This window comes from Micromonospora sp. ZG13 (assembly GCF_059359355.1).
Genome location: NZ_JCADBQ010000008.1, coordinates 247,128 through 261,072, shown reverse-complemented (window position 1 = coordinate 261,072; position 13,945 = coordinate 247,128). Strand labels below are relative to the sequence as shown.

The following is a 13,945-nucleotide window of genomic DNA, read 5'->3' as shown; positions in this document are numbered from 1 at the left end:
GCGCGGGACGGATCTCCAGTCGAGGGGCGGACCCGTGGGTCCAGGCCCCTCCGCGGGCACGGGATCGGGACCCGGTCCGGGCTGGCGATGCCCGCTGTGACGATCCTCGTGCTCGGCGTCGGCCGATCGGTCTCGTAGGCTCGGGCAGTGGGAAGCGACCGGGGGCACTACGTGATCAACATGCTGGAAGCGGCGGAGAACGCCTCGCCGGTCGACGCGGTCGGGGCGGTCACCCGGGAACTCGGCGCGGCGCTGGGGGCCCGTACCGTCGCGTTCCTGATCGCGGACCTCAGCGGCCGCGCGCTGGTCCGGTTGGCCCACATGCCATTCGACGACGCCGGTGCGGGACGCCGGCACGACGCCGAGGTCGCCACGGTGCTGCCCTTCGACGGTGGCCCCGTCGAGCAGGCGCTCCGCACCCAGGAGGTGCGGGTCGTCGCGCAGCCGGACGGGTGGACGGTGCTGGCGCCGGTGACCGACCGTGGTGAGGCGATCGGCCTGCTCGAGATGGTCCTGCCGGACGAGCCCGGGCCGCGGGGGTTGGCGGAGATCGCCCGCGCGGCGCACGTGTTGGCGTTCGTGGTGATCGCCAACCGGCGGCACACCGATCTCTTCGAGTGGGGGCAGCGCACGACCCCGTTCACCCTGTCCGGGGAGATCCAGCGTCGTCTGCTGCCCGGGTCGTTCACGTGCGAGGGCAGCGCGTTCACCCTGTCCGGCTGGCTCGAACCCGCCGCCAGCATCGGCGGGGACACCTTCGACTACAGCCTCGCCCGGGACGTGCTGCACTTCAGCGTCACCGACGCGATGGGCCACGGGGTGGCGAGCGCGCTGACGGCGACCCTGGGGGTGGGCAGCCTGCGCAACAGCCGTCGCCGGGGGGTCGGCCTGGTGGAGCAGGCCGACGCCGCCAACGCCGACGTGGCGGGGCACGCCGCCGTGCCCGGCAGTTTCGTCACCGCGGTCCTCGGCCGCCTCGACCTGCGTACCGGGGTGTGCGCGCTGCTCAACGCCGGGCACGTGCCGCCGCTGCTGGTACGCGCCGGAGACGCTCGCCCGCTGTCGCTGCCGGCCAACTTCCCGCTGGGCATGTTCGAGGGCGTCGAATACCAGGCCGGCGAGGTCACGCTGCGGGCGGGCGACCGCCTGGTCGTCATAACCGACGGCATGCGGGAGCGCAACGCGGCCGACCTGGACCTGGCGGCCATGTTGCGGTCGATCACCGACCTGCACCCGCGCGAGGCCGCCCGGGCGCTGGCCGATGCCGTGCTCGAAGTCAGCGGACCGACGCTGGCCGATGACGCCACCCTGTTCGTCCTCGACTGGCACGACGGGCACGGCGAGGAGCGGAACACCCGCGCCGGCGCCGACCAGGCGCGCGCCAGCGCCGCGCTGCCGGACTGACTACCGGGCCGCCGTGTCGTCCGTGGGCGGCACGGCGGCCTCGGCGGCCTGCACCGTGTCGTAGACCTGGATGGCGCGATCCACGGACGTGACCGTCAGGACGCTGCGCACGGCTGGCTGCACCGCAGCGAGGCACAACCGGCCGCCGACCTCCCGCAGGGCCTTGAAGTTCACCACGAGTGCGCCGAGCGCGCTGGAGTCCATGAACCCGACCTCGGCCAGATCCACCACCACCTGGCGGTCGCCGCCGTCGACCAGCCGTCGCAGGCCCTCGCGCAGCTGCGGGGACGTCGCCATGTCCAGCTCGCCGCGCACCTCGAGCACGGTGCAACCCCGCCCCGGCCGGACCGTCAACTGCACACCCACAACGACCTCCCACGCCGAATGATCTCCGCTCACCATATTCCGCCGACGGACGAACCGCCGAGGGCCGGCTACGCCCCGGCACGGTGCCCCGCCCGCCGAGCGCGTGGTCCCGGCGGTTTCCCCCCGGTAGCGCAGGGTAGGGGTGATCACAACCGGAGCGTCCCGCCTCAGCGTGTGGCACAGTAATCCGGCGCGGTCACCCACGGGCCGAGGAGGAACTGCGCGATGCGCATTGCCATGACGCTGTCACTGCCGCGTCAACCATCCTCGGTGACCCGCGCCCGGCACGTGCTCACCACCCTGCTGAGCCTCACCGACGCCGACGAGGAGGTCCGTGGCTACCTCGCCGTGCTGATCACCGAGGCCTGCGCCAACGCGGTGCTGCACGCCGAATCGGACAGCGCCGTCGACGTCACCATCACGATCGACGACGATGTCTGCCGGCTCGAGGTCGGCAACCGCGGCAGCACCCCCGACGGCGTCGGACTCGGTGCCGAACTCCCCGCCCCGCTGACCGTCGGTGGCCGTGGACTGCCCCTGATCGCCGCACTCGCCGACGGGGCGGACTTCGTTCCCGGGCCACCGGACCGGGTGCTGCTGCGCATCACCAAACACCTCACCGGCGTACGGGCGCCGGCCCGCTGACACGTCCGCCGGGCCGCGTCCTCGGCGACCACCCGGCTCGGCGACCACCCGGAACCGCTCGGTTACCGTGCGGATTCGGCCGAAGCAAAACCTGATTCATTCCAGAAGAGTCGACTATATTCATCGCGTGGCGTCCGACTTCGAGGCTCAGCTGCGGGCGGTCTCGCTGCGCGTGACCCGGCCTCGACTGGCGGTGCTCGCAGCGCTGCGCGACCATCCGCACGTCGACACCGACACGGTGATCGCGCTGGTACGGGTGACCCAGCCCACGGTGTCCCACCAGGCGATCTACGACGTGTTGCGCGCGCTCACCGACGCCGGCCTCGTGCGGCGCATCCAGCCCGCCGGGGCGACCGCCCGCTACGAGTGCCGGGTGGGCGACAACCACCACCATGTCGTGTGCCGTTCCTGCGGCGCGATCGCCGACGTCGACTGCGCTGTCGGCCGTACCCCCTGTCTCACCGCCTCCGACGACCACGGCTTCACGGTCGACGAGGCGGAGGTCGTCTTCTGGGGCACCTGCCCCGGGTGTGCGGCCGAACGCACCTCCCAGTGGTCCGCCAGTTCGGAAGGAAGTAGATGAGCGACATGCAGGACAACGCTCCCTCCAGCGCACAGGGCGTGGACAAGAAGGAGGCGGCCGGCTGCCCGGTCGCGCACGACTCCGTGACCGCGCACGGCAGCGAGAGCGAGAACCCGGCGATCGACTCGCCGACGCCGAAGACCGGCGGTCGTCCGCGTACCAACCGGGACTGGTGGCCCAACCAGATCGACCTGTCGGTGCTGCACGCCCACTCGTCCAAGGCCAGCCCGCTGGGGGAGGACTTCAGCTACGCCAAGGAGTTCGCCAAGCTCGACGTCGAGGCGCTCAAGCGGGACATCGTCGAGGTCCTCACCACCTCGCAGGACTGGTGGCCGGCCGACTTCGGCCACTACGGCGGCCTGATGATCCGGATGAGCTGGCACGCGGCGGGCACCTACCGCATCCACGACGGCCGCGGCGGCGCCGGCGACGGCGGGCAGCGGTTCGCCCCGCTCAACAGCTGGCCGGACAACGCCAACCTCGACAAGGCCCGCCGACTGCTGTGGCCGGTGAAGCAGAAGTACGGCCAGAAGATCTCGTGGGCCGACCTGCTCGTGCTCGCCGGCAACGTCGCCCTGGAGTCGATGGGCTTCAAGACCTTCGGCTTCGCCTTCGGCCGGGAGGACGTCTGGGAGCCCGAGGAGATCTTCTGGGGCCCGGAGGACACCTGGCTCGGCGACGAGCGCTACGTCTCCGAGAAGGAGATGGCGCCGGAGGTCGGGGCGACCGAGATGGGTCTGATCTACGTCAACCCGGAGGGCCCGAACGGCAACGCCGACCCGCTCGCGGCGGCCCACTTCATCCGCGAGACCTTCGCCCGGATGGCCATGAACGACGAGGAGACCGTCGCCCTCATCGCCGGTGGCCACACCTTCGGCAAGACCCACGGCGCCGGCGTCGCCGACGACCACGTGGGCCCCGAACCCGAGGGCGCCCCGCTGGAGGCGCAGGGCCTGGGCTGGCTGAGCACCTACGGCAGCGGCAAGGGCGCGGACACGATCACCAGCGGTCTCGAGGTGACGTGGACCGACGTGCCGACGCAGTGGAGCAACCGGTTCTTCGAGATCCTCTTCGGCTACGAGTGGGAGCTGACCACGAGCCCCGGCGGCGCGAAGCAGTGGGTCGCCAAGGACGCCGAGGCGATCATCCCGGACGCCCACGACCCGTCGAAGAAGCACAAGCCGACGATGCTCACGACCGACCTGTCGCTGCGCGTCGACCCGGCGTACGAGAAGATCTCGCGCCGTTTCCTGGAGCACCCCGACGAGTTCGCGCTGGCGTTCGCCAAGGCCTGGTACAAGCTGCTGCACCGCGACATGGGTCCGGTCAGCCGCTTCCTCGGGCCGTGGGTGCCGGAGCCCCAGCTGTGGCAGGACCCGGTGCCGGCCGTCGACCACGAGCTGGTCGGTGACGCCGACGTCGCCGCCCTCAAGGCGAAGGTCCTGGAGTCCGGCCTGACGACCGCCCAGCTCGTCTCCACCGCCTGGGCCTCGGCCGCCAGCTTCCGCTCCACGGACAAGCGCGGTGGCGCCAACGGCGCGCGGATCCGCCTGGAGCCGCAGCGCAGCTGGGAGGTCAACCAGCCCGAGCAGCTCGCGACGGTCCTGGAGGCCCTGGAGGGCATCCGGCGGGAGTTCAACGCCAGTGGCGGGGCGAAGATCTCGCTCGCGGACCTGATCGTGCTGGCCGGCTCCGCGGCCGTCGAGAAGGCGGCGCGCGACGCCGGCGTCGACGTCACCGTGCCGTTCCACCCGGGCCGCACCGACGCCAGCCTTGAGCAGACCGACGTCGAGTCCTTCCGGGTCCTCGAACCGCGCGCCGACGGGTTCCGCAACTACCTGCGGGCGGGCGAGAAGACCCAGCCGGAGGTGCTGCTGCTCGACCGGGCGTACATGCTCAACCTGACCGCGCCGGAGATGACCGTCCTCGTCGGCGGCCTGCGCTCGCTCGGGGCCAACGTCGGCGGCAGCCGCCACGGCGTCCTCACCGACAAGCCCGGCGTGCTCACCAACGACTTCTTCGCCAACCTGCTCTCCCCGGGCACGCGGTGGAAGGCGTCGCAGTCCGACGAGCACGTCTACGAGATCCGGGACCTGGCCACCGACGAGGTGAAGTGGACCGCCACCGCGGTCGACCTCGTCTTCGGCTCCAACTCCCAGCTGCGGGCCCTCGCGGAGGTCTACGCCAGCCAGGACGCGCGCGAGAAGTTCGTCGCCGACTTCGTGGCGGCCTGGACGAAGGTCATGGAACTCGACCGGTTCGACCTCGCCTGACCCGTGCCACGTGACGAGCCCCGGTCGATCGCACAATCGACCGGGGCTCGCCCGCGTTCCGGGCGGTTCCGCACGTTCTCCCCGCGTCCCGCCGGCATGCGGTGCCTACTGTCAGCGGTTGCGGGCGCGTTCCCGGGCGAGTTCTTGCGGCACCCGGGCCATGCGGAGGAAGGCCACCAGGCCCACCCCGCCGACGATGTTGCCCAGCACCGACCAGCCGAGGGCGCCGAGCCAGTCCAGGTAGCCGAACGGTGCCCGGCCGGCGGTGAGCGCGGCGAACATCAGGATCGAGTCGAGCACGCTGTGGAAGAGTTCCCCGCCGGCGAGCAGCGCGCCGAAGAGCAGCGCCGGCACCAGCCGTACGCCGAGGCTCTCGGTGGAGTGCTGCATCCGGGTCATCAGGGTGATCACCAGACCGGCGAGCACCGCCAGGGTGAACGAGTGCAGGTTCACGCCCAGCGCGGCGAAGTGGGTGCCGGACGAGGTGGCGGTCTCCCGCAGCCCGGGCAACGCACGGGTGATCAACCACGCCACCAGCCAGCCGCCCAGCAGGTTGCCGGCCAGCGTGACGGCCCAGAGTCGGCCCAGGGCGGCGAGTGAGTTCCGGCGGGCGGCCACGGCCGTCACCGGCACCAGGAAGTTCTCGGTGAACAGCTCGCTGCGGGCCAGCAGCAGGGCCACGAACCCGATGCCGAACGCGAGCCCCGCGAGCAGCTTCTGCCCGGTGGCGTCCAGGACCAGCAGGTACGCCAGCACCCCGGTGCCCACGTCGATCCCGCCGAGCAGGCCGGTGACGATCAGCGCCGGCCAGGGCCGGGCGAGCCGGACGTCGCCCTCCTCGACCAGCCGGTCGAACGCCTGCGCCACCTCGGGCTCGGGGTCGGCGCGCGCGGCACCGGCCCGGCCGTCGGGAACGTCGCGACGCTGGCTCACCGCCCCCGTCTGCCCGTTCCCGCACCGGCTACTCCTGTCGGGGCGGGTCACGCCCGGCAGGGCCGGGCTGAGGGCCGCCCGGCCACTCGCCGCCGGGCGGCCGGGAGATCCCGGCCCTGACGCGTCGGGCGGCCGAAGGCGGCTTCGGCGTCCACTCAGGCCGGGCCGACGAGGGGGCCCTCGTCGGTCGACAGCCGGATGAGCAGTTCCCGCAGGCGCCTCGCCTCGTCCGGGTCCGTACCGCCGCCGTAGAGGCCGGCGACGGCGGCGCCGTCCGCGGCCAGGGTGATCAGCCGCGCGCGGTCCGGGTCGAGGCCGTCGGCCTCCAGGGCCTCGTTCCAGCGCCGGTTGTCCTCCTGGAGGAGTTCGGCCACGCCCGGTACGCCGGCCAGCGAGGCGGCCAGGATGACGTGCTCCGGCACGGTCGACCCGTCGCCCAGCCCGTCGAGGGTCGCTCGGACGTAGCCGCGCACCAGCCGGCCCCGGGCATGGTCGCGGGGGTCGACGGCGGCGTGCACGGCGGCGGTGAACTGCTCCGCCAGGTCGCGGGCCAGCTCCAACAGGAGCTGTTCGCGGCTGCGGAAGTGGTGCAGCAAGCCGCCCTTGGAGACCCCGGCCGTGCGGGCGATGAGATCCAGGCTGACGCCGGCGCCGTGTACGACGACGGCGCGGGCGGCGGCGTCCAGCACCACCCGGCGGGTCCTGGCGGTGTCGCGCTCGCGAGCCGGCATGCCGTGTCCTTTCGCTCTGGCGCCTTCCGAAGCGCCGTGGAGGTGTCGGGCGCATCACCACCCTAGCCGACCAATCGGCTTGCACAGCCGACCATTTGGTCCGTAGCGTGGCGGCATGAGCAACGCGGACCTGGCCTCCGAGCCCACCGGCGCGACCGCCGGCGGACGCGCCGGAGTACGGCAGTGGGCAGCCCTGGCCGCGTTGACCCTGGCCGTCACGCTGCTGGCCGTCGACGGCACCGTGCTGGCGTTGGCCGTGCCCGCGCTGGTCGCGGAGTTGCAGCCCACCGCCACCCAGCTGCTCTGGATCGGCGACGCCTACTCCTTCGCGCTGGCCGGCCTGCTGATCAGCATGGGCACCCTGGCCGATCGCATCGGACGCAGGCGGCTGTTGCTGATCGGCGTCGCCGGCTTCGGCGCCGCGTCGCTGCTGGCGGCCTTCGCCCCCAGCGCCGGCTGGCTGATCGCCGCCCGGGTCCTGCTCGGCGTGGCCGGCGCGACGCTCATGCCCTCGACGCTGTCGATCGTCCGCAACATCTTCACGGACGCGCGTCAACGCACCCGCGCCATCGCCGTCTGGTCGGCCGGGGCCTCCGGCGGCGCGGCACTCGGCCCCCTGGTCGGCGGAGCGCTGCTGGAGCACTACTGGTGGGGCTCCGTCTTCGTGATCAACGTCCCGATCATGCTGCTGGTGCTGATCGGCGTCGCCGCACTGGTGCCCGAGTCGCGCGATCCGCGCCCCGGGCGCTTCGACCTGGTCAGCGCCCTGCTGTCCGTGGCGGCGATCGTCGCGCTGGTCTGGGCCGTCAAGCACACCGCCAAGGCCGGCGTCGACCCGGTCGGTGTCGGCGCGGCCGTGGCCGGCCTCGTCGGCGGGGTGCTGTTCGTGCGCCGCCAGCGCCGCCTGTCGGCGCCGCTCGTGGACGTCTCGCTCTTCGCCCGCCCGGTCTTCACCGGTACGGTCGTCGCCAGCCTGATCGCCATCTTCGCCTTCAGCGGCCTGCTCTTCTTCTTCTCCCAGTACCTGCAACTCGTCCGCGGCTACTCGCCGCTGGAGGCGGGCCTGCGTGAGCTGCCGCTGACGCTGGCGTCCATCGCGGTCGTCGCCATCGCCGCCGCCGTCCTCGCCCGCCTGGGCGTGGGACGCGCCCTCGCCGTCGCGCTGCTGACGGCGGGCGCCGGCATGGCCGTGCTGACGGTCGGCGAGGGCTACGCCAGCTACGCGCCGCTGGCGCTGGGCCTGGTCGTCATCGGCCTGGGCGTCGGCCTCGCCTTCACCGCCGCCACCGACGCCGTGCTCGGCGCGGTGCCGAAGGACCGGGCGGGCTCCGCCTCGGCCATCTCCGAGATGGCGTACGAACTGGGCGTCGCCCTGGGCATCGCGCTGCTCGGCACCCTGCACACCGTCCTCTACCGCTCGGCCCTGCCCGACCTGTCGACGCTGTCCGGGCCGAGCCGCGACGCGGTGCACGAGTCGCTGGCCACCGCGGGCCGGGCCCTGGCCGGTGACGGGCAGCAGGGCGCCCAGATCCTGGCCGCCGCCCGGGAAGCCTTCGTCCACGCCATGCAGACGACCTCCCTCATCGCCGCCGTCCTGCTGGTCGCGGCCGGCGTGATCGCCTGGAAGCTCGTGCCGTCGCCCCGCCGGCCGTAGCGCGCCGCGTGGGGCTGGCGTCGCGCGGAGCGGCGCGACAAACCGGGTCGCCACCGGGACGCCGCATCGACAGACTGTGTCGATGCGCGACGTGCGGGTACGGCCGACCTCCCATGAACGGCACATCGACGAGGCCGCCCGGATCTGGGCGGAGGCGACCGCGGCCCGCGACGGCGACACCGAGGTCGCGCCGCTCCGCCTCGCCCGCCCCCTGATCCAGGCGGTGCTCGACGGCACACCCCGCTCGCTCCTGCTGGTGGCCCTCGACGCCGGTCGGGTCGTCGGTTTCGCGGCGGTCGAGCCCGTGCCGGCGGACGGCTCGACCGCCGAGATCCGGTACCTCGGCGTGGAACCCGCCGCCTGGGGTCGGGGCGTCGGCCGGCAGCTGCTGCGGGCCGCCCCCGCCCACCTCGCGGCGGCGGGTTTCGCCCGTGCCGAGCTGGGCGTCTACGTCGACAACCCGCGGGCGGTGAGCCTGTACGAGGCCGCCGGCTGGCTGCCCCACGGCGAGGCCGTCCCGCACCCGCGCAGCGGTCGCCTCGAACAGCGCTACCGACTCGACTGGGACGACTCCCGCCAGGACGTGGGCGACACGACCCCGCCACCGCCGGCGACCGACCTGAGGCAGGCCCAGGACGTCGCCCACGCGATCGCCGCCGCGGCCCTGGGTCGCGACCCCGGCCCGATGACCACGGCCGACAGCCTCTCGCACCACGTCTACCTCGGCGCCGACGTCGTCGTGAAGATCATCGGCACCGCGGGCCACTCGCGACTGAAGCGGGAGATCGCCCTCGCGCCCCACCTGCCCGCCGGCATCACCGCGCCGCTGCTCGACAGCGGGCTGCACGAGCTGGCGACCGGCGAGGTCCGCTACGCCTGCTACACCCGCGTGCCGGGGGTGACCCCGGGCAGGGCTTACCCGGTGTGGACGAGGCGACCGCGCGCCGGTTGGCGGAGGACGCCGTCCAGCGGCTGCACCGGTTGCACGGCTGGACGCCCGGGGCCGACGCCCGGCGGACGCTGGGGGAGACGCTGGACCATGGCGGGTTCGTCAGCCGCGACGCCCTTCTCGCCGAGGTGGAGAAGCTCGCCGCCCTGGACCGGGACGGCATCGTCGCCCGCCGGGTGCTCGACGGTGTGACGGCGATGGCGCAGGACGCGCCGTCGCGGGCGCGCGCGGACGTGCCGGTGCACGCGGACTGCCACTGGGGTAACTGGCTGGCCCGCGACCGGCGCGTCACGGCGCTGCTGGACTTCGAGTGGGCGCGTCTCGGTGAGCCGATGGACGACTGGTTCTTCCTGATCCGGTTCAGCGGCCCGCACCGGGAGGCCGTCCTCGACGTCGTCGCCGGCGCGACGGAGACGCCCCCGACGACCCTGCGCCAGGAGTGCGAGGTGCGTGAGGCGAGCTATCTCGCCTCGGACCTCCGGGTCGCGCTGCAACGCCCGGACACCTCCGCGCGGATGGTCGCCGAGAACGTCCGTGACCTCGAGGAACTCGTCGTCGACCGCCCCTGGTGGCGCGACGCCGGTTGACGCTTGCCGCGTACGACAGGACGGTCGTCGGACGGGTGGCCTCGGCCTCGGCGGGCGGTGACGTCCGCCGGCCGTGGCACGGGCAGGGGCACCGCCGGAGGCCGTGTCGTGCGATCATGATCCACAACAGACGACAGTCGACGGTGGATGGGCTTGGTGATCATGAAAAGACTGTTCTCGACCCTGATGGCGCTGGTGACCGTCGCCTCGGTCATGGTGATCGGCGCGCCCGCCGCTCAGGCCGCCGGCTCCTGCTCGGGCACGATCATCTACAGCCAGCTGCAGTCCTCGGGCCTCGGCGAGCTGGTGATCTACTACAACAGCAGCAACGGGGGCACCAACAGCGCGTGCTTCTACCACCGTGGCGCGGCCTACGGGAGGTCGGCGCCCACCTTCGTGCAGATCTACCGCTGCGCCGAGCGGTCGGGCGAGGGCGCGCACTGCACCCGCTCGGGCAGCGCGGACACCGACTCGGGTGACTTCAGCTACCACGCCGGCCCGGTCGGCGTCACCGGCGTGGCGTCCTACTGCGTCGAGGCGGTCGGCTACATCGGGTGGGCGGGCGAGCGCCACCAGATCTACAGCCGACGGCAGGGCTGCTGACCGCAGCTCATCGGGCCGCGTACCGGCCGCCGCCGACAGGGGCACCTCCCGGAGACGGGGGTGCCCCTGTCGCCGTTCGTGACAGTTCCGCGTGGCGGCCGTGCCCTAGTCGCGCTCGCCCCACCGGTCGGCGTGGGGGAGGGCGAGCAGCCGTACGAGGTGGCACAGTTCGCCGGACGCGTCGCGGTCCCGTAGCACGGGCGGCGCGTGCCGTAGCACCCACATCGACAGCGCGAGGCACGGCGTGTCCTCCTCGTCGCGCCAGCTCGACCAGGGCAGGCGGTCGCCGCGCAGGTCGAACATCCACTCGTCGACCGCCGCGACCAGCCGCCGCCGCGCCGTCGGGTCGGCCAGCAGTTGCGACCAGGTGTTCAGCCACGGGGCGAGTTGCCCGGTCACCTCCACGACAAAGGCCAGGGCCTCGTGGGCGGGCACCTTCGCCCCGGGGTCCACCAGGGTGTGCTGCCACCAGGCGTCCAGGAACTCCTTTACCGCGTCGCGTTGCGCGGCGGGCCAGTCCAGCCAGCGACCCATCACGAACAGGCGGGACAGGGGGTCCATCCCGGAGTGCGGCTCCACCTCACCCGCCGCGAGGCGCCGGGTCACCGGGGGCAGGATGCGGCGCAGCAGCGGCCCCGGGTAGCGCCAGTCCGTGGTCCAGTACGTGCGGCGCAGCAGATCCTCGTCGAGCGGCGCGTCGGGGGTCTTGAGCAGTGCCAGTTCCTCGGCGCTGCCCCAGTGGCACTCGCAGTTGGACTCCCGCCGGTGGGCGGTCATGCCCCGGAAGGCGGCGGCCACGCCCGCCAGCGCCGCGTCCAGGCGGCGGTTCACGTCGATCGGATCAGGGGTCACGGCGGGACCGCCTTCGAGGACTCCGGGGCGTACGCCTGCCGAAGAGAGTGATCCTAGACCGCGTCGCGGGCGGTCCTGCGCCGGCCAGGGGCACCTTGCCGCCAAGGAGTGAACGATGGTTCAATCCTTGGCGTGGTCTACCGGAGCACCGAGCGCGTGCAGGCTCGGCTGAGCGCGTCCCGGCAGCGGATCATCGCCGCCGCGCTGGAGATCATGGCCGAGCACGGGTACGCCGGCTGCTCCGTCGCCGCCGTCGCCGAGCGGGCGGGGATGGCGACCGGCAGCGTCTACCGGCACTTCCCCACCAAGGCCGACCTGGTAGCCGAGGTGTTCCGCACGGCCTCGCAGCGCGAGGTCGACGCGGTGGCGCGTGCGGCGGCGCGGGAGGACACCGTCGCCGAGCGGGTCACCGCCGTCATCGAGACGTTCTCCGGCCGGGCGCTGCGGTCCCCCCGGTTGGCGTACGCCCTGCTCGCCGAGCCGGCCGACCCGGCGGTCGACGCCGAGCGGCTCGTCTTCCGCCGCGCGTACGCCGAGCTGATCGCCGGCCACGTCGCGCAGGGGGTGGCGAACGGCGAGCTTCCCCCGCAGGATCCCGAGCTGACCGCCACCGCGCTCGTCGGCGCCCTGGCCGAGGCCATGGTCGGCCCCCTGGCCGCCGGGGTCGCCGGGCCGCGCACCATCGCACACCTGATCACGTTCCTCCACCGCGCGCTGGGAGTGTCGCCGTGACGACGCACGAGGTCTTCAACCAGGTTCCGCCGCTGGTCGGTCACGACGCGGCCGACGACCCGGCCCTGCTCGACGCGCTCGACCGCGAGGGTGCCGGCTGGGCCGCCGCCGAGCTGCACGAGCTGGGCCGCCTCGGCGGCGGCGAGCAGGCCATCGAGCAGGGGCGGCTGGCCAACGAGCACCCGCCGGTGCTGCGTACCCACGACCGGCACGGCAACCGCGTCGACGAGGTGGAGTTCCACCCCGCCTGGCACGAGCTGATGCGCACGGCGGTCACGCACGGCCTGCACGCCGCACCGTGGGCGGACGAGCGGCCCGGCGCGCACGTGGCGCGGGCGGCCAAGTTCTACACCTGGCGTCCCGACGCCGGGCACGGCTGCCCGATCTCGATGACCTACGCGGCCGTGCCGGCGCTGCGGCATGCCCCGGAACTGGCCGCGCGCTACGAGCCGCTGCTCACCGCCACGTCGTACGACTTCGGGCTGCGTGCGCCGCTGGCCAAGCGGGGACTGCTGGCCGGCATGTCGATGACCGAGAAGCAGGGCGGCTCGGACGTACGCGCCAACACCACCACCGCCCGCCCCGAGCCGGACGGCACCTACCGCCTGCTCGGGCACAAGTGGTTCACGTCCGCGCCGATGTGCGACGTCTTCCTCACCCTCGCCCAGGCGCCGGGCGGGCTCACCTGCTTCCTCGTGCCGCGCGTCCTGCCCGACGGCACGCGCAACCCCATGCGGCTGATGCGCCTCAAGGACAAGCTCGGCAACCGTTCCAACGCCTCCGCCGAGGTCGAGTACGAGCACGCGGTCGCCTGGCGGGTCGGCGACGAGGGCCGTGGCGTACGCACCATCATCGACATGGTCAACCTCACCCGGCTGGACTGCGTCATCGGCGCGGCGGCCGGGATGCGCCAGGGCGTGATCACCGCCGCCCACCACGCCGCCCACCGGCAGGCCTTCGGCCGGTACCTCGTCGAGGCGCCCCTGATGCGCAACGTGCTCGCCGACCTCGCGGTCGAGAGCGAGGCCGCCACCGTCCTGATGATGCGGCTCGCCGGGGCCACCGACCGATCCGCGCGCGGCGACGCCGCCGAGACCGCGTTCAAGCGCCTCGCCCTCGCCGTCGGCAAGTACTGGGTCTGCAAGCGCTGGCCGGCGCACGCCGCCGAGGCCCTCGAATGCCTGGGCGGCAACGGCTACGTCGAGGAGTCGGGCATGCCCCGGCTGTTCCGCGAGTCCCCGCTGAACTCGATCTGGGAGGGCTCCGGCAACGTCGCCGCGCTGGACGTGCTGCGCGCCCTCGCCAGGGAACCCGCGGTCATGGCGGCGTTCCAGGCCGAGGTCACCGCCGCGGCCGGCGCCGACGCCCGGCTCGACGCCGCCGTACGCCGGGTGCGGGCCGAGCTGGCCGACCCCGACGACGTCGAGCTGCGGGCCCGCCGCGTCGTCGAGCGCCTCGCCCTGGTCCTGCAGGGCGCGCTGCTGGTGCGCCACGGCCACCCCGCCGTCGCCGACGCCTTCTGCGCCTCGCGGCTCGACGGCGACCACGGCCAGGCGTACGGCACGCTGCCCCGTGGCGTCGACCTCGCCGCGATCATCTCCCGCGCGGTGCCCAAGGTGGGCTGACCGGCCGC

General features: G+C 73.4%; 14 protein-coding genes. 10 read left to right on the top strand and 4 right to left on the bottom strand.

Going from position 1 to position 13,945, the window contains the following annotated elements; all coding sequences use genetic code 11:
• The first annotated feature begins 147 nt into the window (after positions 1-147).
• On the top strand, positions 148-1,404 hold the full coding sequence (locus AC5L34_RS19020; protein WP_441176280.1) for a PP2C family protein-serine/threonine phosphatase: 1,257 nt from the start codon (positions 148-150) through the stop codon (positions 1,402-1,404).
• Here the strand turns inward: AC5L34_RS19020 and AC5L34_RS19015 are convergent, their stop codons facing one another.
• Complete coding sequence (locus AC5L34_RS19015; RefSeq protein ID WP_494826195.1) at positions 1,405-1,806, bottom strand: STAS domain-containing protein; 402 nt, start codon at positions 1,804-1,806, stop codon at positions 1,405-1,407.
• Between the two features lie 189 nt (positions 1,807-1,995).
• On the opposite strand from AC5L34_RS19015, the gene AC5L34_RS19010 reads away from it, so the two are divergent.
• The 3 genes from AC5L34_RS19010 to katG all read left to right on the top strand — a co-directional run bounded on the left by AC5L34_RS19010 (position 1,996) and on the right by katG (position 5,271).
• On the top strand, positions 1,996-2,415 hold the full coding sequence (locus tag AC5L34_RS19010) for an ATP-binding protein (RefSeq protein WP_441176282.1): 420 nt from the start codon (positions 1,996-1,998) through the stop codon (positions 2,413-2,415).
• A 127-nt stretch (positions 2,416-2,542) separates the two neighbouring features.
• A complete protein-coding gene (locus AC5L34_RS19005; protein ID WP_494826193.1) occupies positions 2,543-2,998 on the top strand; it encodes a Fur family transcriptional regulator in 456 nt (151 codons plus the stop codon).
• Positions 2,995-5,271 (top strand): catalase/peroxidase HPI, encoded by a 2,277-nt coding sequence (gene katG / locus AC5L34_RS19000; RefSeq protein ID WP_441176285.1) that lies wholly within the window; start codon positions 2,995-2,997, stop codon positions 5,269-5,271. The genes AC5L34_RS19005 and katG overlap by 4 nt, the downstream gene beginning before the upstream one ends.
• Before the next feature lie 111 nt (positions 5,272-5,382).
• On the opposite strand, the gene AC5L34_RS18995 is transcribed toward katG, so the two are convergent.
• Both AC5L34_RS18995 and AC5L34_RS18990 read right to left on the bottom strand, forming a co-directional pair.
• Positions 5,383-6,204: a formate/nitrite transporter family protein gene (locus AC5L34_RS18995; RefSeq protein WP_441176286.1), complete on the bottom strand. Its 822-nt coding sequence runs from the start codon at positions 6,202-6,204 to the stop codon at positions 5,383-5,385.
• Positions 6,205-6,359: 155 nt separating this feature from the next.
• A complete protein-coding gene (locus AC5L34_RS18990) occupies positions 6,360-6,935 on the bottom strand; it encodes a TetR/AcrR family transcriptional regulator (protein WP_441176287.1) in 576 nt (191 codons plus the stop codon).
• 115 nt (positions 6,936-7,050) lie between these two features.
• Here AC5L34_RS18990 and AC5L34_RS18985 point away from each other — a divergent pair, with 115 nt between their 5' ends.
• The 4 genes from AC5L34_RS18985 (at position 7,051) to AC5L34_RS18970 (ending at position 10,728) form a co-directional block, all read left to right on the top strand.
• A complete protein-coding gene (locus AC5L34_RS18985) occupies positions 7,051-8,589 on the top strand; it encodes an MFS transporter (protein ID WP_494826190.1) in 1,539 nt (512 codons plus the stop codon).
• Between the two features lie 82 nt (positions 8,590-8,671).
• Positions 8,672-9,730 (top strand): GNAT family N-acetyltransferase, encoded by a 1,059-nt coding sequence (locus tag AC5L34_RS18980; protein WP_494826188.1) that lies wholly within the window; start codon positions 8,672-8,674, stop codon positions 9,728-9,730.
• Positions 9,667-10,125 carry a phosphotransferase gene (locus tag AC5L34_RS18975; protein ID WP_494826186.1) on the top strand — a complete coding sequence of 153 codons (459 nt, stop codon included), beginning with the start codon at positions 9,667-9,669 and terminating at the stop codon, positions 10,123-10,125. The genes AC5L34_RS18980 and AC5L34_RS18975 overlap by 64 nt, the downstream gene beginning before the upstream one ends.
• A 162-nt stretch (positions 10,126-10,287) precedes the next feature.
• Positions 10,288-10,728, top strand: a complete 441-nt coding sequence (locus AC5L34_RS18970) for a hypothetical protein (protein WP_494826184.1) — start codon at positions 10,288-10,290, stop codon at positions 10,726-10,728.
• 105 nt (positions 10,729-10,833) lie between these two features.
• Here AC5L34_RS18970 and AC5L34_RS18965 read toward each other — a convergent pair whose 3' ends face one another.
• On the bottom strand, positions 10,834-11,580 hold the full coding sequence (locus AC5L34_RS18965) for a hypothetical protein (protein WP_494826182.1): 747 nt from the start codon (positions 11,578-11,580) through the stop codon (positions 10,834-10,836).
• Positions 11,581-11,712: 132 nt separating this feature from the next.
• On the opposite strand from AC5L34_RS18965, the gene AC5L34_RS18960 reads away from it, so the two are divergent.
• Both AC5L34_RS18960 and AC5L34_RS18955 read left to right on the top strand, forming a co-directional pair.
• Positions 11,713-12,312, top strand: a complete 600-nt coding sequence (locus tag AC5L34_RS18960; RefSeq protein ID WP_441176292.1) for a TetR family transcriptional regulator — start codon at positions 11,713-11,715, stop codon at positions 12,310-12,312.
• Positions 12,309-13,937: an isovaleryl-CoA dehydrogenase gene (locus tag AC5L34_RS18955; protein ID WP_494826180.1), complete on the top strand. Its 1,629-nt coding sequence runs from the start codon at positions 12,309-12,311 to the stop codon at positions 13,935-13,937. The genes AC5L34_RS18960 and AC5L34_RS18955 overlap by 4 nt, the downstream gene beginning before the upstream one ends.
• The last annotated feature ends 8 nt before the right edge of the window (positions 13,938-13,945 follow it).

Coding starts and splice junctions, on each gene's coding strand:
- AC5L34_RS18990 (WP_441176287.1), bottom strand. CDS start 6,935: ATGCCGGCTCGCGAGCGCGACACCGCCAGGACCCGCCGGGTGGTGCTG.
- AC5L34_RS18980 (WP_494826188.1), top strand. CDS start 8,672: ATGCGCGACGTGCGGGTACGGCCGACCTCCCATGAACGGCACATCGAC.
- AC5L34_RS19015 (WP_494826195.1), bottom strand. CDS start 1,806: ATGGTGAGCGGAGATCATTCGGCGTGGGAGGTCGTTGTGGGTGTGCAG.
- AC5L34_RS18970 (WP_494826184.1), top strand. CDS start 10,288: ATGAAAAGACTGTTCTCGACCCTGATGGCGCTGGTGACCGTCGCCTCG.
- katG (WP_441176285.1), top strand. CDS start 2,995: ATGAGCGACATGCAGGACAACGCTCCCTCCAGCGCACAGGGCGTGGAC.
- AC5L34_RS18985 (WP_494826190.1), top strand. CDS start 7,051: ATGAGCAACGCGGACCTGGCCTCCGAGCCCACCGGCGCGACCGCCGGC.
- AC5L34_RS19010 (WP_441176282.1), top strand. CDS start 1,996: ATGCGCATTGCCATGACGCTGTCACTGCCGCGTCAACCATCCTCGGTG.